Origin of the sequence: Streptomyces sp. 7N604 (genome assembly GCF_052245475.1) — a bacterium.
Lineage (GTDB): Bacteria > Actinomycetota > Actinomycetes > Streptomycetales > Streptomycetaceae > Streptomyces.
The window spans coordinates 266926-283704 of sequence record NZ_JBQQBX010000007.1 but is presented as its reverse complement, the minus strand read 5'-3'; the positions used below and the strand labels follow the sequence as shown (position 1 = coordinate 283704).

The window sequence follows — 16779 nt, the reverse complement described above, 5'->3', positions numbered from 1 at the left end:
CGTATGTCCCGTGCGGGCCGCCGGTGAGGCCGGCCCACAAATCACGCTTTACGCCCCTGCCGGGACCACCCCGCCCCACCCCTTCCCGCCGTCGCCCGTCTACCGCCTGTCTCCACCACCAGTCCCCGGCCATTGCCGCGAGAGTCACAGGGCCCAACCGGCAGAGCTTCGCCGACTCAGGCACTGTCGGTACGCCTCACGGGCGCACGGTTTGCACACGGTTTGCACTGAGCCATTGCACACGGTTTGCACTGAGCCACCGGCGGGAGGGGTGGGCCAACTCTCCCGGCGGGGTGGGGTCGTCCCTCTCCAGGCACTAAGGCGTGATGTGCGGGTCTGCTTACCGGCGGCCCGCAGGGGGCGAACAACCCGCTGTCGGCCCGTAAATCATGCCGCCGGGAGAGGGGCCACCCCGCCCCCGGCCCACGAACCCGCAGCGCGGAGCGGCCACCCGGCGAGGGTCACGCCTTTTCCGTGACCCCTGCCGAGTCGAACGTCGCCACCTCGTGCATCGCGCGCGCCGCGCTCTGGACCAGGGGGAGGGCCAGGAGCGCGCCCGTGCCCTCGCCGAGGCGGAGGTCGAGGTCGACCAGCGGGCGGAGGCCCAGCTTCGTCAGCGCCGCGACATGGCCCGGCTCCGCGCTGCGGTGGCCCGCGATGCACGCAGCCAGGACCTCCGGAGCGATCGCCCGGGCGACCAGAGCCGCCGCGCCCGCGCTGACGCCGTCGAGGATCACCGGCGTACGGAGCGACGCCGCGCCCAGCAGCAGGCCGACGATCGCCGCGTGCTCAAGACCGCCCACCGCGGCCAGCACCCCGACCGGGTCGGCCGGGTCCGGCTGGTGCAGTTCGAGGGCGCGGCGCACCACGTCCACCTTGCGGGCGTGCGTCTCGTCGTTGATGCCGGTGCCACGGCCGGTCACCTCGGACGGGTCCTGGCCGGTGTAGACCGAGATCAGCGCGGCCGAAACCGTCGTGTTGGCGATGCCCATCTCGCCGCTGAGCAGCGCCTTGTTGCCCGCCGCGACCAGATCCCTCGCGGTCTCGATGCCGACCTCGATCGCCCGCAGCACCTCCTCGCGGCTCAGGGCAGGGCCGGTCGTGAAGTCGCCGGTGCCGTATCGCACCTTGCGCGGCAGGAGCCCCGGGGTGCTGGGCAGTTCGCCCGCCACGCCCACGTCGACCACACACACCTCGGCGCCGACCTGGTTGGCGAAGGCGTTGCACACCGCCCCGCCGCCCAGGAAGTTGGCGACCATCTGCGCGGTGACCTCCTGCGGCCACGGGGTCACGCCCTGGGCGTGGACGCCGTGGTCACCCGCGAAGATGGCCACCGCCGCGGGTTCAGGAACCGGCGGCGGACACTGCCGCGAAAGCCCGCTCAGCTGCGCGGAGATGATCTCCAGCATGCCGAGCGCGCCCGCCGGCTTCGTCATCCGCTTCTGCCGCTCCCACGCCTCGCCGAGCGCCTTGGCGTCCAGCGGGCGGATGCCCTGGAGGGTTTCCTGCAGGAGGTCGTGCGGCTGCTCGCCGGGGAGCGCCCGGCGGCCGTACGTCTCCTCGTGGACCACCCAGGACAGCGGGCGCCGCTTGGACCAGCCCGCCTGCATCAGCTCGGGCTCGTCCGGGAACTCGTCGACGTACCCGACGCACAGGTAGGCCACGACCTCCAGATGCTCGGGCAGGCCGAGGGCCCGGACCATCTCGCGCTCGTCGAAGAAGCTGACCCAGCCGACGCCCAGGCCCTCGGCCCGTGCCGCGAGCCAGAGGTTCTCGACGGCGAGCGCGGAGGAGTACGGCGCCATCTGCGGTTGCGTGTGACGGCCGAGGGTGTGGCGGCCGCCGCGGGTGGGGTCGGCGGTGACGACGATGTTCACCGGCGTGTCGAGGATGGCCTCGATCTTCAGTTCCTTGAACTGCTTCGCCCTGCCCTTGGGGAGGGACTTGGCGTACGCCTCGCGCTGGCGCGTGGCCAGTTCGTGCATCGTGCGCCGGGTCTCGGCGGAGCGGATGACGACGAAGTCCCAGGGCTGGGAGTGGCCGACGCTGGGCGCGGTGTGGGCGGCCTCGAGGACCCGCAGCAGTACGTCGTGCGGGACCGGGTCCGAGCGGAAGCCGTTGCGGATGTCACGGCGTTCGCGCATGACGCGGAGTACGGCTTCGCGTTCGGCGTCTCCGTACCCCTCTGCGGGGGCGCGGAGGGTGCCGTCGGCGCGGTCCGCGGCCGCGTCGTCGCTGTCGGCCGCCGCCTCGTCATCGGAGGCGGCCGTGGGCGCGGGCTGCGCCTCGGGCTCGGGCTCGGTCGCATCGACGGCCGCGGGCTCCGGGGCCGGCTCGGCATCGGCCTGCGGCGGTACGGACCTGGGCGCGACGAGTTCGTCGGCCAGGACCTTGCCGGGCTCGGCCGGAGCCTGCTCCTGCTCAGAGCGGTGCGCGGCCGTTCCCTCGTCTGCCTCAGCCGGGGCGAACTGCTCGGCGACCTGCTCAGCTCTCTGTTCGGCCTCCCGCTCGGCCTCGGGCTGCGGCTGGGGCTCGGGCCACGTGGCCGGTGTCCCGGCTTCGGGCGCCGAGTCCCCGGCGGAGGCTCCCGGTCGGGCGGCAGCCGTCTTTTCCGGCGCCTGCGCTGTGGCCGACTCCGCCGCCTGCGCCGGCACTTGGTCCGCGCCGCTGCCGTCGCCATCGGCGCCGGCATCGGCTGCTACGTCGCTTGCACCCGCGGGCTGCTGGGCCTCCGGAGCCACTTCTTCGGGCGCGGAGCCGGTGTCGGCCGGAGCGGCCGACTGCTGTGGCGGTACAGCAGGGCTCAACGGCAGTTCCGCACTGGCCGGTTCGTGCTGCGCATCAGTCGGTTCCGGCTGCCCGCCGACGGCTTCCGGCACATCCGGCACGCCCGGACGGTCACCCGGCGTCCTTACAGCCTCGGTCTCGCGGGGGCCACCGGCCCCGACGGGTGCCGGCGGCTCATCCGGCAGCGAGGCCCCGGGCGCCTGCTCGGGCCCGGGCGCCGGTACGGGCTCCTGGACCTGCGCCGGCTCCTGGGCCGGTACCGGGCCGCCCGGTTGCTCCTGGACCTGCGCCTCCGCCTGCACCTGAGACGGCTCCGCCGGGGTGCCGTCTCCGTTGGCCCGGCCCACCGTTTCTGCGGACTCCGCAACACCAGCCGGTGCGGCCGCTCCCGCAGGATTCTCCGCCCGGACAGCCGATCCGTCATGCGGCGGCTGCGGATTCCAGTGCGCAACCAGCGGCGGAATCTCGCCCAGCTGCGGGCCGGGCAGCACCCCCGCGGCCTGCTCCGCGTACGCCGCTACGGACACGGCGACGGCGGGCGCCACCTCCTGAGGCACGTCGAGGTACTCGGGCCCGGCGGTCACCGGTCCGGCCAGGGGGGCGGCCGGCGACCCCGCCTGCGCGCGCACACCCGCCGGACCGCGGTCGGCGAGCGAGCGCACGACCCCGCCGGACGCCTCCGGTACCGGAGGCCCGAGGTGAAGCGGCCGCCGCGCGGGCGTCGGCGTCCCGGCAGGCGGTGTCGAGGAGACGGGCGACGGGTGCGACGGCGACGCCATCGGCTGCTGGGCGGGGGGCTGGGGCGCGGAACCCTGGGGCATCCGCACCGCGCCGTAGTCGACGGACCCGGTGTCGCGGCCTCCGGTCTCATGCGTCCCGGCCTGAGCGTGATGCATCCCCGGCTCGTATGCCCCGGAGTCCGCGGGCTGCTGAGCCTGCGGCGGCACGTATGCGTGCGGCTGCGGGGCGAAATACGGCTCCTGCTCCTGCCCGGGCTGCTGCGGATATCCGGCGGCCTGAGCCGGAATCTGCGGCTGGGCCTGCGCCTGGGGCGGCACCGCGCCCTGCTGCTGGTCCTGGGCCCGAGGCGGCACCCCGCCATGGGGCTGCGCGTGCGCCTGAGAGGGCGCCGTGCCCTGGGGCTGTTCGCTCCAGGCCCCTTGCGCCCCCGGCATCAGCAGCAGGTCGTCCTCCTCACGCCCGTTCGTCGCCGGGTCGTGGAAGGCGTACGCACCCGGCGCCGGGATGCCGCCCGGCTGCTCCGGCAGGCCGGGGCCTGCGGGGGTGGCGGGAGCCGCGTACCGCGGCGTCTCCTGCTGTCCGCCTGCGTTCTCCGGCAGCCCCTCGCCCGGGACCTGGCCGGTGTCAGTCATGCGTACCCCTCGCCCATCGGTAGTGCTCCTTCCAACCGCTTCCGGCCGCCCGGCCGCGGCGCAGCGACCGCCCCGTAGGAACAACGAGCGTGTACGCCGCGCGGCACGTCGCGCGTCCCCCGACCGCCGTACCACTCACCCTCAATACGGGGGAGATTTCAGGACATTGGCGAACGAAGCATCGAACGCCGTGCGGCGGTACAACAGTCCGCCAGCCTACCGCCCGGAGGCTGTCCGCACGTCACGGGCCGCATGCCGGAACGCCGGTTCCCAGCCAGTCTGCAACCGGCCCACCGGGCGGGCCCCCGGCGGCTTCTCAGGGCCTGGAAAGGCGGTGACCGCACAGCAGAAACGCCACTGCACGGTTGTGCTCCGCCCATGCCGAGGCCACCGACGTGTCCAACTCCACAGACTGGATCAAGGCACATTCGACGGCGTAGCCACCGTCGGAGAGTGCCCTGCCGATGGCTTCCGCGGCGTCGCGCGTCGGGGCGTGGGCGACGATCCGCTCCGGGCGGCGGGCGGCGCAGGCGGCCACGACGGGGGCTCCCCCGCCACCCACCCGTACGACGTCGGGTTCGGGCAGGTCTTCGAGAATGTGCGGCGCGGTTCCGTGCACGAGCTGGAGCTGGACGCCGTAGTGGCGGGCGACGGCCGCGGTGCGCCCGCACGCGTCGGGGTCCTTGTCGACGGCGATGACGGCCGCGCCGAACCGCGCGGCCTCGACGGCGGCCGCGCCGCTGCCCGCGCCGATGTCCCAGACGAGGTCGCCCACGCGGGGGCCGAGCCGGGCGAGTTGGGCGGCTCTGAGCTGGGGCGACTCGCCCTCGCCCGGTCCGTCGTGCGCCCCGGGGCCGAAGCCGTAGTCGTGTGCGGGGAGCGCCCAGCCGCGGACCGTGGGGGGCTGCCCGGGGTCCCGTCCCGCGATCCAGCTGCCGCCCTGGACGGCGACGCCGGGCACGGAGGCAGTCTGGAAACCGCCGATGGAGATGACGACGTTGGGGTCGCGCCAGGTGTGGTCGGCGACCTTGTCGGAGGTCAGGACGGTCACCTGCTCGCGGGCGGTGCCCAGTTCCTCGCAGATGACGAAGGTGCGGTGCACCGGGCCGAGGAGCAGGGCGAGTTCGGCGGGTCCGGCGCCGGGCGAGGTGAGGACGGCGACTTTGGGGTGTGCCCGGCAGACGTTCACCGCGCGGCGCAGATCGCGGCTGTGCGCGACGACGATCTGGGCGTCGTCCCAGGGCATGCCGGCCCGGGCGAAGGCGGTGGCGACGGAGGAGACAGCGGGCACCACCTCGACCTCGAGTCCGTGCTCGGGCGCGCGCAGAGCCCGTACGACGCCGAAGAATCCGGGGTCACCGTCGGCGAGGACGACCGCGGTGCCGCGGTGCCCCGCGATCCGGCGGGCGGCGAGGTCCACGCTGCCGAGCCTGATGCGCTCGGCGGCGGGCGGAACTTCGGGGAGCGCCAGGTGGTGGCCGGCGCCGGCCACGAGGGTGGCCGCGCCGAGCGCGGAGCGGGCTGCGCCGGTCAGGGGCGAGCCGTCCCAGCCGATCACCGTGACCCGGTCGGCCATCGTCGTCAGTCTCCTGGGCAAGTCGCAGGTCGGGGCCCGCGGGGTGGGCGGGCACGGGTGGCACATCGGGGGTACGGGTTTGCCCCGGATGAGCACAGTACCCCGGCTGGTACGGACCGGTAATCCCAGGTCGGGGTCGGTCAGCCCCAGTCGGGGTACGCGGCGTTGCCGCCGCCGTCGGCCACCGGCTCGGAGAGGTCCTCGAGGTCCTCCGGCAGCAGGCTCCAGACGATCAGGTCGGTGCGGATGTCGGTCCAGCTGCCATCCTCCGTTTGGGTGCGGGCTATCCACGCGTTGCGGAGCACGCCTTCGCTGATGCCGCCGATCTTCTGCGCGACCTGCTGGGACGCGGTGTTGTCGGCCGCGGTGCGCAGCTCGATGCGCTCGAACTTCTGGTCCCGGAAGAGCCACTGTGCCAGGGCGTGCACCGACTCGGAGGCGTATCCCTCGCCGCGGGCCCAGGGTGCGGTGACGTAGCCGACCTCGGTGGAGCGGCAGCGCCAGTCCGTGTTCTGCAGATGCACGGTGCCGACCAGCCGCTGGGTGAGGAGCTCGGTGATGGCGAAGACGATGCCGCGGCCCTCGGCGCGCTCGGCGGGCGCGAGCCGGGTGACCCAGGCGCGGGCGTCGTCGAGGGTGTACGGCTGGGGTACGGACGTCCAGGCCGTGACGAGTTCGTCGTTCATCATGTCCGCGAGCTCGGGTACGTCCCCTTCCTCGAACGGGCGCAGCACCAGCCGGTCCGTGCTGATGGAGATGTCCGGGAAGGTGGATGTCATGCGCCACTCCGTAACAGGGGGTGATGGAGTACCCCAGGATGCAGCATGGGGCTGCGCAACGGCAGCACCGGGTCAGCTCCGGGTCACACCCCGGTCGCTGTGCGCAGGCGGGTGCGACGGGCTCCGCACCTGCAAGGGGAGCCCATCGCTTCCGCGGTATGCGGGGGTGCGGTCACCCGGCGGCGACCCGCAGCACCGGACCCTTGTCTTGCTCCTACGTAAGAATCTCGGCGTGCGGAACCGGGCTCGCGGCGACGACGAGCGGGGCGTCGGCGTTGGCCTTGGCGGAGCCGGAACCGGAGCCGGAGTCCGAGCCGCAGGCGGAGAGCCCGAGGGTGAGGGCCCCTGCGGCGAGGACAGCAGGTTGAAGTGCCGGAAGACCATGCCGATACGGGTCCGCGCCTCGCGCAGGGCGGCGCTCGCACGCCGGCCCCGGCCGGCGAGGGCGGTGAGGTCCTGGCCGTCGACGGTGACCGTGCCGGAGCTGGGCCGCTCCAGCAGGTTCACGCACCGGATCAGGGTGGACGTGCCCGCTCCGCTGCCCGATCACCTGCGTCCGCGTATCGGGCAGACCTGATCAGGTACTGGGACGGGCGGCTCAGCCGCCCGCCGTGATCGCCACTCCGTCGTCCGTGGCCTGCGCGGATACGGCCGACAGGTCGGCGACGACCACGTCCGCGGCCAGCTCCGCAAGCTCATGGGTCGTGGCCAGTGCCACGGTCCTCATCCCGGCGGCCCGGCCCGACGCCAGCCCCGCGGGAGCGTCCTCGAACACGGCGCAACGAGCGGGCTCGGCACCGAGCTTCACGGCCGCGAGCAGGAAGGGCTCCGGGTCGGGCTTGCCGCGGGTGATGTCGTCCGCGGCGACGAGCAGCGGCGGGTGGATGGCGACCTCGTGCAGCCGCGCCTCGGCCAGGCGGCGCGTGGCGGAGGTGACCACGGCCCAACTGCCGTCGGGCAGCGAGGCGAGCAGCTCCTTGGTGCCGGGCAGGATGACGACGCCGCCGGACACGTCCTCGACCTCGAGCTGCTCGATACGGGCGAGGGCCCCCTGGATCCGCTCGGCGGGCAGCAGTTCGGCGATGATCTCCACAGCGGGGCGCCCGTGCAGCGGCACGCGGGCGAAGTCCTCGGCCGCTATCCCGTACTCCTGCGCCCACCGCGTCCAGCAGCGGACCACCGACTCCATGGAGGAGATCAGGGTTCCGTCCATGTCGAACAGCAGCGCGTCGGCGGAGATCTTCATGGTCCGCGAGCCTACGGGGTGGCTCCGGGGGCGCGTACAGCGGGATCAATCGGGCGCATTAGAGTCTTCCCATGCTGTTCAACCGCTCTTCGGCCTCCGCGGCGAGGTCACGGTGATCGACGCGCTGACGGTTGCCGTCGGCGCGGCCGCGCTGGCGCTGGCCGCGTGGTGCGGTTTCGCCGCATACCGGGACCAGCCGACCAAGGACTGGCACTTCATCGGCATGGCCGTGGTGACGGTCCTCGTCGTCGTGCAACTGGTCGTGGGCGTGGTCCTGCTGGCGCGCGGCGAGAAGCCGGGCGACGGCACCGGCATCTTCGTCGCGTATCTGCTGGGCGCGGCAGCGGCCGTGCCCGCCGCGGGCTTCATGTCGCTGGCGGAGCGGACGCGCTGGGGTTCGGCGACCGTGGCGGCAGGAGCGGTGGTGCTGGCCGTGCTCGAGGTCCGGCTGTTCGACATCTGGGGAGGCTCCGGTGCCTGAATCGCTGCATGAGTCCGCCGTGGCCGAGACGGCATCGACCGGCGCGGACGGCCGGTCAGGACCGGGCGCCGCGGGACGGCTCGGCCAGGGCCCGGGGCGACTGCTGGTCCTGCTGTACGGGGTGTTCACCGTTGGCGCGGCGTCCCGCTCGATCGCCCAGATGATCATGAAGTTCGAGGAGGCGCCGCTCGCGTACGTGCTGTCGGCGGTCGCCGCGGTCGTCTACGCGTTCATCCTCGTCTCGCTGGTGCGCGGCGGCGAGACCGCGCGCCGGCTGGCCATGGGCTGCTGCGCCGCCGAGCTCGTCGGCGTCCTGACCGTGGGCACCTGGACGCTCGTCGAACCGTCCGCCTTCCCGGACGCGACCGTCTGGTCCGACTACGGCATGGGCTATCTGTTCCTGCCCATGGTGCTGCCGGTGACCGGCCTGCTCTGGCTGCGCAAGGCCCGCCGGGCGTAACCGCACATCGCCCGACGGGCCCTCTGGCGCGTTCGGTTCAGGCGCTGGCCACGAATGCCGTGGCCGCCCGGTCCTTCTCCAGCGTGATCAGGCTGAGCCGGCGGGAGACCTCCTCGGTGCCGACGGGCGCGTACCCGTACTTGCGGTAGAGCCGGAGGTTGCCCTGGCTGCGGTGGCCGGTGAACAGCCGGTACCGCTTGGCCGCCAGGTCCTCCGCGAGCCGCGCCTCGATCGCCCCGAGCAGCCGCCCGCCGAGGCCGTGCCGCTGCATCCGGGGATGCACGATCAGCTTGGCGAGGCTGGCGGTGCCGTCCTCGTCGACGGTGCCGCGCACCGAGCCGACGACCTCCTCGCCGAGCCGGGCCACGAGCACACGGCCCTGGCTCAGCTCGGCGCGGAGGTCGTCCAGCGTCTGGGTGAGCGGCTCGAGTGTGTAGTCGCCGTAGAGTTCCGCCTCGCTCTGGTAGCACAGGTACTGCAGCTTCAGGATCTGCTCGGCGTCCTGCTCGGTAGCGTCAGAGATGGTCACGCTCGTGCCCATGTGCGCATGCCTCCCCTAGTCGGTCCGCCCGGGCGCATTGAGGGTGTTGGGATGCCCGGGCTGTGGGCCCTGACCGGAGCCGTCGTGGGGTGCTCCCCCAGCTACCGCTGGGAGGTGCACGCCGCCTCCGTGGCGCCGGTCGGCTAACGCTCCCTTCCCCTGAAGTCCGAAGCCGCAACCTCCGCCAGCAGCATTCTGCGCAAACATCCAAGGCATCGGGAACGTACGGGCCCCAAACTGCCTTGTGAGATTCCCAACTCGCCTGCGACTTCGCGGTACGTGGGGTCCCTCGGCGACAGCATCGCGCGGAGCAGGCGCGGGCAGCGGCCGGGGAGCCGCGCGACGGCGGCGCGCAGCGTCCGCCGGGCCTCGGCGTCGAGGACGCGGTCCTCCACGGCCGTCCCAGGGTCGCTGATGCGGTCGGCGGCGGGGAGGGTACGGGGGTTTGCGTGGCGGAGCGCATCCGGGGCGGCCGCGGGGGCGCGGCGGCCGTCGTACGGGACCTCGCGGCGCGCCCGGCGGCGGGCGCTGCGCACCTCGGTGCGGACGGCGGCGCGGAGCCAGGCCGCGGGGGCGGGCGGCGGCCCGGCGTCGCGGGTGTGCTCCAACAGGCGGAGCCAGACGCCCTGTTCGAGGTCGGCGGGGTCGACGCCCGTGCCGTACGCCTCGGCTTCGGCCTCGGCGGCGAGGAGCGGGCGCAGCGCGCTGAGCAACTCGGTCGGTCCCATACCGACCGTGACACCGGCCACAGGCCCCCGGTTGCCCGGCCGCACCGAACTCACCCATCCGTGTGGCGCCACGCCCAAGGGGCTCCGCCGCCTTCACGCCAATCTGCCGCTTTTCTCCCCACGTTGCGGGGAGAAAAGCGGCAGATTGAACAGGGAGAAGGCGGGCCCGCTGCCTGCCGCGGCGCGCCCTACTCCCCGACGAAGTCCGCCCGCGCGAGCAGCGCCGTGTCGGCGTTGTCGGAGAAGATGCCGTCGATGCCCGTCTCGAAGTAGACCTTGAACGCGCCGAAGGCGTCCCCGTACGCAGTCGGGTCCGTGCCGCGGCGGAACTCGGCGGGCAGGAACTGGTTCTCGTTGCGCATCGTGTACGGGTGCAGGATCAGGCCCGCCTTGTGCGCATCCCGTACGAGCGTCGTCGGCTCGCCCAGCTTGCCGTCCGGCCCCGGCGGGATGACCAGGTCGAGGACCGGGCCGATGCCCTGCGCGAAGCCCGCGATCCACTTCAGCCCCTCCGGCGTGATGAGGTCCGCGGTCGTGCGCGGGTCGCCGGACTCCTCGAAGTCCCAGGGGCGGTAGTCCGCCGTCCACAGCAGGACGACCTTGGGGCAGTCGACGAGCCCCGCGAGCCGCTCGATGCTGCTCGGCTCGAAGGACTGGAGGAAGTTCGGCGAATCGTTTCTGTCACGCCCGTACGCGCGCAGCAGCCTGGCCAGACGCTCCTCCAGGCCGAGACCCAGCTTGCGGAAGTACGAGGGGTGCTTGGTCTCGACGTGCAGCCAGACCGGCCGGCCGCGCTTGCGCCCCTTCTCGTCGGCCCACTGCAGCACCTCCTCGAAGGAGGGCACCTGCCAGCGCCCGTCGTAGAGGGTGTTCTCCTGGCGGACGGCCGGGATGCGCTCCTTGGCGCGCAGCGTCTTGAGCTCGGCGAGCGTGAAGTCCTCGGTGAACCAGCCGGTGAGCTGCTCGCCGTCGACCGTCTTCGTCGTCCTGCGGTCCGCGAACTCGGGGTGCGCGGCGACATCGGTGGTGCCGGTGATGTCGTTCTCGTGACGACAGACCAGGTGCCCGTCCTTCGTCGGTACGAGGTCCTGCTCGATGACGTGCGCACCCATGTCGAGTGCGAGCTGGTACGAGCCGAGGGTGTGCTCCGGGCGGTAGCCGCTGGCGCCCCTGTGGGCGATGACGGTCGGTACCGGCAGGCGGCCGCGGTCACCGCTCCCCGTGGGCTCGGCGGCCGCCGCCGCACCGGACCCGCCGAACACCGCCGCTCCCGCGCCGAGTGCGGCCGCCGCGCCCAGAAGGGCCCGCCGTCTCGGCTGCTGCTCCTGCTCCATGAGCACTCCTCGCTTCTCATCCCATGCTGTGCCGGGTGCACTGCGAATGTGTGATTGTCCCGGTGTCCCGGAATTGTGTCCCGCACCTGACAAACAACGCCTGATCGTAGGCGTCCGCGCCTTGCGTGTGGGAGACAACGGCCCGAACGCGGTGGAAACACACGTCAACGTTGAGTATCAGAGGCGTGAACCCGACGTGCGATCCTGAAGGAGCCGCGAGTATCGTCCTCACCTGCACACTCGTGCGGTGGACAGCCTCCCGCGGTGTGTGACTGAAGCCGACCATGACGACCGGAGGGCCCTTTGTTGCGCATCCTGCTCAAGGCATTGCTGGGACTGCTCATGCGCGTCCTGTTCCGGCCGAAGGTCGAGGGCGCCGAGCACATCGCGGAGACCGGCCCGGTGATCCTGGCCGGCAACCACGTCACGTTCATCGACTCGATGTTCCTGTCCCTGGTGGTGAAGCGGCAGGTGCTCTTCATCGGCAAGGACGAGTACGTGACGGGCAAGGGCATCAAGGGCCGGGCGATGGCCTGGTTCTTCAGCAACATCGGCGGCATGATCCCGGTCGACCGGGACGGCGGGCACGGCGGTGTCGCGGCGCTGATGACCGGCCGCCGTGTGCTCGAGGAGGGCAAGGTCTTCGGTATCTACCCCGAGGGCACCCGCTCCCCCGACGGCCGCCTCTACCGCGGCCGTACGGGCGTGTCGCGGCTGGCCCTGATGACCGGCGCGCCGGTGGTGCCGTTCGCGATGATCGGCACCGACAAGGTGCAGCCGGGCGGCCGCGGCCGCCCGCACATCCACCCCGTCACCATCCGCTTCGGCAAGCCGCTGGACTTCTCCCGGTACGAGGGCATGGACCGCGACCGGTACGTGCTGCGGGCGGTGACCGACGAGGTGATGAGCGAGGTCATGCGGCTGTCGGGCCAGGAGTACGTGGACATGTACGCCACCAAGGCGAAGGCGGCGTAGATGCGTTCCGCCGCGGCGGCCGCGTCGTCGCCGGCCGCCGCGGCGGAACGAATCTCCTGGCTCCCCGTGTGTCCTCCAGCTTCTGACCGCGCAGCAGGAACCACGCTGCCGCGGCCGTGACGAGCAGCACAACCGCTCCACGCCGGAGGCGATCCGCCGGGCCGTGAAGCCGCGGTAGACGGCGGTGACGGCCGCGCCGAGGAGCGCGATGCCCAGCGCCGCGCCCACGTGAACGAGAAGCCCGCGCCGGCGCCGACGACCAGCAGCACCGCACCGAGCAGCGGGTAGCCGGTGCCCGCGTGCAGCGGGGTCAGCGCGGCGAGCGCGAGGCCGGCGGCCGCAAGACCGCCCGCGACCACCGCCCGTACGGAGTAGCGCCTGGCGCCGATTCCGGCCACGAGCCCGGTCGCCACGGCGCCGACGGCGGCGGGCAGCTCGGCGAGCCCGGCCTCCAGCGGCTCGCGCCCCTGCACGAGTTGCAGGAACTGCGACATGTCCAGCAGGGGCGCTCAGAGCGTGAGTTGGCGCCGGGTGAACAAGGGGAGGCCCTCCTCGACCTGCTGGGTGCCGAGCACGCCGAGGGCGCGCACGAGCGCGTCCCGACCGGGGAAGCGCCGGTGCAGAGTGGCCCGGCTGATCCCGGCGGCCTTGGCGACGAGTGGGCGGCTCAAGCCCATGGCAGGGACGAGCGGTGGCGCCAGTAGGCGCCGGGGGCCTCCGCAAGTCCGGCGAGACGCGCGAGCTGCCGCTCGTCCAGTTCCACGTCCGCGGCCGCGATGTTGGACGCGAGCTGGCCGACCGTGGCCGCGCCGGAAAGGACTACCGTGGCCCACGGCTCGTGGAGCACGGCGGCGAGGGCGACCGTGTCGCACGCCGTACCCGTCTCCTCGGCGATCGCGGTCACCTCCGGAGGAGCCTCCGCGGCTGTCGCCAGACGGCCGTTGGCCACGGCCTCCTTGACGATCACCGCGAGGCCCGCCTGACGGGCCTCGGCCAACGCCTGCCCGGCCGAGGTCTCCAGCACGTTGTACGTGGCCTGAACGGTCCTGAACAGCGGCTCACCGCCCACCGTGACGTCGAGCGCCGCGCGGATGGCATCCCCCTGCCCTGGCCCGCTCGTCGACAGCCCGATCGTCACGCCCTCGCCGGCGAGCCGGGCCAGGCGGTCGTGGAGCGCCCGGTCGGTGAGGGCGGGGCTGTCCGGCGTGACGGAGTGGATCTGGTACAGGTCGAGCCGCTTCCCCAGCAGCAGCCGGGTCTCGGCGAGCTGCCGGTCGTAGGTCGCCACACCGTGGTCCTTGACCTCGTGCACCTCGGCGTCGGTGCGCCAGTCCGCGGTGTACGTGTAGCCCCACTTGCTGCCCACCACGACGTCCCGCGCGTCCGGGCGCCGCCGCAGCCAGTCCGCGAGAAACTCCTCCGACCGCCCGTACGAGCGCGCCACGTCGACGTACCGCACTCCGCGCTCGTACGCCGAATCCAGCAGCTCGTGCGCGCGCTCGCGCATCGCGTCGACCGTGCGGTCGGCGGGCAGATCACGGCCCCGGCCGAGGTTGATGTACCCGGGCCGGCCGACGGCGGCCAGGCCGAGCCCGATGCGGGCGGTCGGCGTGGCGGCTTCCGCGAGCCGGGCGAAGGCCATGATCCCAAACCCCTCAGCTTTCCTCAGCCCTTGGCCGTCGCCCAGGCCTTCTGCTCCGCCAGGTCGGCCTTGACCTCGGCGAGCTGGACGGCCACCGCGGACGGTGCAGTGCCGCCGCGTCCGCTGCGCGAGGCGAGCGCGCCCGGCACGTTCAGGACCGTACGGACCTCCGGCGTCAGATGCGGCGAGATCTTGACGAACTGATCGTCCGTCAGCTGATCCAGCTCGATGCCGTGCGCCTCGCACTCCTTGACGCACTCGCCCGCGACCTCGTGCGCCACGCGGAACGGCACACCCTGCCTGACCAGCCACTCCGCGATGTCGGTCGCCAGCGAGAACCCGGCCGGGGCCAGCTCCTCCATGCGCTCGCGGTTGACCGTGAGGGTCGCCATCATCCCGGTGAACGCGGGCAGGAGCACTTCCAGCGTGTCGCAGGAGTCGAAGACCGGCTCCTTGTCCTCCTGCAGGTCGCGGTTGTACGCGAGCGGGAGCGCCTTCAGCGTCGCCAGCAGGCCCGTCAGATTGCCGATCAGGCGCCCGGACTTGCCGCGCGCCAGCTCCGCGATGTCCGGGTTCTTCTTCTGCGGCATGATCGAAGAGCCGGTCGAGAACGCATCGTGGAGGGTCACGAAGGAGAACTCCTTCGTGTTCCAGATGATGACCTCCTCGGCGATCCGGGAGACGTCGATTCCGATCATCGCGGTGATGAAGGCGAATTCGGCGACGAAGTCACGGGAGGCCGTGCCGTCGATGGAGTTGCCCGAGGAGCCGCGCTCGAAGCCGAGGTCGGCGGCGACCGCCTCCGGGTCGAGGCCGAGCGAGGAGCCCGCGAGCGCGCCCGAGCCGTATGGCGAGACCGCCGTGCGCTCGTCCCACTGGCGCAGCCGCTCCGCGTCCCGCGACAGCGCCTGTACGTGGGCGAGGACGTGGTGGGCGAAGAGGACGGGCTGGGCGTGCTGGAGGTGCGTACGGCCCGGCATGGCGACGTCCGGGTGCGCCTCGGCGAGGCCGATGAGCGCCCCCTGGAGGTCGGCGATCAGGCCGCCGATGATGCGGGCGTGGTCCCGCAGGTACATCCGGAAGAGCGTCGCGATCTGGTCGTTGCGGGACCGGCCGGCCCGCAGCTTGCCTCCGAGGTCGGGGCCGAGCCGTTCCAGCAGCCCGCGCTCCAGGGCGGTGTGCACGTCCTCGTCGGCGATCGTGCCGGTGAAGCTGCCGTTGGCGACGTCGGCTTCGAGCCGGTCGAGACCGGTGAGCATCCGCTCCAGCTCGTCGGCGGTCAGCAGCCCGGCCTTGTGGAGCACGCGCGCGTGGGCACGGGAACCGGCGATGTCGTACGGCGCGAGCCGCCAGTCGAAGTGGACGGACGCCGACAGCTTGGCCAGGGCCTCGGCCGGTCCGTCGGCGAACCGGCCGCCCCACAGCCGGACATCGCCACTGTTGCCGTTGCTCACTGCTTACGCTCCTCAAGGGTGGTGCCGCGTTTCTGGGGGACGCCCCCAGGCCCCCAGCCGACCGCCTCCCCGCCTTGTCACGGCGAGGAGGCGGCTGTTGTGCCTGTGCCTGTGCCTATCGAATCAGGCCAGATCCCGCTTGGCCGCGATCTTCGACGACATGCCGAAGATCTCGATGAAGCCCTTCGACAGCGACTGGTCGAAGGTGTCACCCGTGTCGTACGTCGCCAGGTTGAAGTCGTACAGCGACTCCTGCGACCGCCGGCCCGTGACGACCGCCCGGCCGCCGTGCAGCGTCATCCGGATGTCGCCCGAGACGTGCTCGCTGGCCTCGTTGACGAAGCCGTCGAGGGCCCGCTTGAGCGGGGAGAACCACAGGCCGTCGTAGACGAGCTCGCTCCACCGCTGCTCGACCTGCCGCTTGTAGCGGGCCAGCTCGCGCTCGACGGTGACGTTCTCCAGCTCCTGGTGCGCGGTGATCAGCGCGATCGCGCCGGGCGCCTCGTAGATCTCCCGGGACTTGATGCCGACCAGCCGGTCCTCGACCATGTCGATCCGGCCGATGCCCTGGGCGCCGGCCCGCTCGTTGAGCTGCTGGATCGCCTGGAGCACGGTGACGGGCTTGCCGTCGATGGCGACCGGGACGCCCTGCTTGAAGGTGATGATCACCTCGTCGGCCTCGCGCGGGGTCGCCGGGTTCTCCGTGTACTCGTAGACGTCCTCTACGGGTCCGTTCCAGATGTCCTCGAGGAAGCCGGTCTCGACGGCCCGCCCGAAGACGTTCTGGTCGATGGAGTACGGGGACTTCTTGGTCGTCGCGATCGGCAGGCCCTTCTCCTCGCAGAAGGCGATCGCCTTGTCCCGGGTCATCGCGTAGTCCCGGACCGGGGCGATGCACTTCAGGCCGGGGGCGAGGGAGGAGATGCCCGCCTCGAACCGCACCTGGTCGTTGCCCTTGCCGGTGCAGCCGTGGGCGACGGTGGTCGCGCCGTGCTTCTTGGCGGCGGCGACGAGGTGCTTGACGATGGTGGGCCGGGAGAGCGCCGAGACCAGCGGGTAGCGGTCCATGTACAGCGCGTTCGCCTTGATCGCCGGGAGGCAGTACTCATCGGCGAACTCGTCCTTGGCGTCCGCGACCTCCGCCTCGACCGCACCGCAGGCGAGCGCGCGCTTGCGGATGACGTCCAGGTCCTCGCCGCCCTGGCCGACGTCCACGGCAACGGCGATGACCTCGGCGCCCGTCTCCTCGGCGATCCAGCCGATGGCGACGGAGGTGTCCAGGCCGCCTGAGTAGGCGAGTACGACGCGCTCGGTCACGGGTCTCTCCTTACGGTGCATTCACTGAATGGAATAAGTATGCACTCCTCCGTATGTTTCGTCAACGCGCCTGCTCGGAGCCCGGA

General features: G+C 72.4%; 13 protein-coding genes and 4 pseudogenes. 3 read left to right on the top strand and 14 right to left on the bottom strand.

All coding sequences use genetic code 11. The features are described 5' to 3' along the window. Positions 1–461 precede the first annotated feature (461 nt). The 6 genes and pseudogenes from cobT to ACTWP8_RS10580 form a co-directional block, all read right to left on the bottom strand. Positions 462–4160: a nicotinate-nucleotide--dimethylbenzimidazole phosphoribosyltransferase gene (gene cobT, locus ACTWP8_RS10605; protein WP_443321869.1), complete on the bottom strand. Its 3699-nt coding sequence runs from the start codon at positions 4158–4160 to the stop codon at positions 462–464. Positions 4161–4476: 316 nt separating this feature from the next. Next, on the bottom strand, positions 4477–5736 hold the full coding sequence (cbiE, locus tag ACTWP8_RS10600) for a precorrin-6y C5,15-methyltransferase (decarboxylating) subunit CbiE (RefSeq protein ID WP_443321868.1): 1260 nt from the start codon (positions 5734–5736) through the stop codon (positions 4477–4479). A 140-nt stretch (positions 5737–5876) separates the two neighbouring features. Then, positions 5877–6515, bottom strand: coding sequence for a GNAT family N-acetyltransferase (locus ACTWP8_RS10595; protein ID WP_443321867.1), 639 nt, complete (start codon positions 6513–6515; stop codon positions 5877–5879). A gap of 220 nt (positions 6516–6735) precedes the next feature. After that, positions 6736–6876, bottom strand: a pseudogene (locus tag ACTWP8_RS10590) (MetQ/NlpA family ABC transporter substrate-binding protein); the annotation flags it as partial. After that, positions 6867–7055 (bottom strand): annotated as a pseudogene (locus ACTWP8_RS10585) (ATP-binding cassette domain-containing protein); the annotation flags it as partial. The pseudogenes ACTWP8_RS10585 and ACTWP8_RS10590, both read right to left, overlap by 10 nt. A 58-nt stretch (positions 7056–7113) precedes the next feature. Beyond that, the gene (locus ACTWP8_RS10580; RefSeq protein ID WP_443321866.1) at positions 7114–7761 is read right to left on the bottom strand and encodes an HAD family hydrolase; all 648 of its coding nucleotides are present in this window, start codon (positions 7759–7761) and stop codon (positions 7114–7116) included. Positions 7762–7873: 112 nt separating this feature from the next. Between ACTWP8_RS10580 and ACTWP8_RS10575 the strand changes: the two genes are divergently transcribed. Together ACTWP8_RS10575 and ACTWP8_RS10570 are read left to right on the top strand one after the other, a co-directional pair. Then, positions 7874–8242: a hypothetical protein gene (locus tag ACTWP8_RS10575; RefSeq protein WP_443321865.1), complete on the top strand. Its 369-nt coding sequence runs from the start codon at positions 7874–7876 to the stop codon at positions 8240–8242. A gap of 19 nt (positions 8243–8261) precedes the next feature. Continuing rightward, complete coding sequence (locus tag ACTWP8_RS10570; RefSeq protein WP_443321886.1) at positions 8262–8702, top strand: hypothetical protein; 441 nt, start codon at positions 8262–8264, stop codon at positions 8700–8702. Between the two features lie 37 nt (positions 8703–8739). Here ACTWP8_RS10570 and ACTWP8_RS10565 read toward each other — a convergent pair whose 3' ends face one another. The 3 genes from ACTWP8_RS10565 to ACTWP8_RS10555 form a co-directional block, all read right to left on the bottom strand. Next, the gene (locus ACTWP8_RS10565; protein WP_443318124.1) at positions 8740–9243 is read right to left on the bottom strand and encodes a GNAT family N-acetyltransferase; all 504 of its coding nucleotides are present in this window, start codon (positions 9241–9243) and stop codon (positions 8740–8742) included. Positions 9244–9386: 143 nt separating this feature from the next. Then, positions 9387–9971 carry a sigma-70 family RNA polymerase sigma factor gene (locus ACTWP8_RS10560; protein WP_443321864.1) on the bottom strand — a complete coding sequence of 195 codons (585 nt, stop codon included), beginning with the start codon at positions 9969–9971 and terminating at the stop codon, positions 9387–9389. A 188-nt stretch (positions 9972–10159) separates the two neighbouring features. Continuing rightward, positions 10160–11305 carry a glycerophosphodiester phosphodiesterase gene (locus ACTWP8_RS10555; RefSeq protein ID WP_443321863.1) on the bottom strand — a complete coding sequence of 382 codons (1146 nt, stop codon included), beginning with the start codon at positions 11303–11305 and terminating at the stop codon, positions 10160–10162. A 303-nt stretch (positions 11306–11608) separates the two neighbouring features. On the opposite strand from ACTWP8_RS10555, the gene ACTWP8_RS10550 reads away from it, so the two are divergent. Beyond that, a complete protein-coding gene (locus ACTWP8_RS10550; RefSeq protein WP_443318126.1) occupies positions 11609–12280 on the top strand; it encodes a lysophospholipid acyltransferase family protein in 672 nt (223 codons plus the stop codon). On the opposite strand, the pseudogene ACTWP8_RS10545 reads toward ACTWP8_RS10550, so the two are convergent. The 5 genes and pseudogenes from ACTWP8_RS10545 to ACTWP8_RS10525 all read right to left on the bottom strand — a co-directional run. Beyond that, positions 12219–12774 (bottom strand): annotated as a pseudogene (locus ACTWP8_RS10545) (hypothetical protein); the annotation flags it as partial. The gene ACTWP8_RS10550 and the pseudogene ACTWP8_RS10545 overlap by 62 nt on opposite strands. Positions 12775–12822: 48 nt before the next feature. After that, positions 12823–12936: pseudogene (locus tag ACTWP8_RS10540) on the bottom strand (TetR family transcriptional regulator); the annotation flags it as partial. Between the two features lie 11 nt (positions 12937–12947). After that, positions 12948–13922: an aldo/keto reductase gene (locus ACTWP8_RS10535; RefSeq protein ID WP_443321862.1), complete on the bottom strand. Its 975-nt coding sequence runs from the start codon at positions 13920–13922 to the stop codon at positions 12948–12950. A 23-nt stretch (positions 13923–13945) separates the two neighbouring features. Next, on the bottom strand, positions 13946–15376 hold the full coding sequence (argH, locus tag ACTWP8_RS10530; RefSeq protein ID WP_443321861.1) for an argininosuccinate lyase: 1431 nt from the start codon (positions 15374–15376) through the stop codon (positions 13946–13948). A gap of 123 nt (positions 15377–15499) precedes the next feature. Continuing rightward, a complete protein-coding gene (locus ACTWP8_RS10525) occupies positions 15500–16693 on the bottom strand; it encodes an argininosuccinate synthase (RefSeq protein WP_443321860.1) in 1194 nt (397 codons plus the stop codon). Positions 16694–16779: the final 86 nt, after the last annotated feature.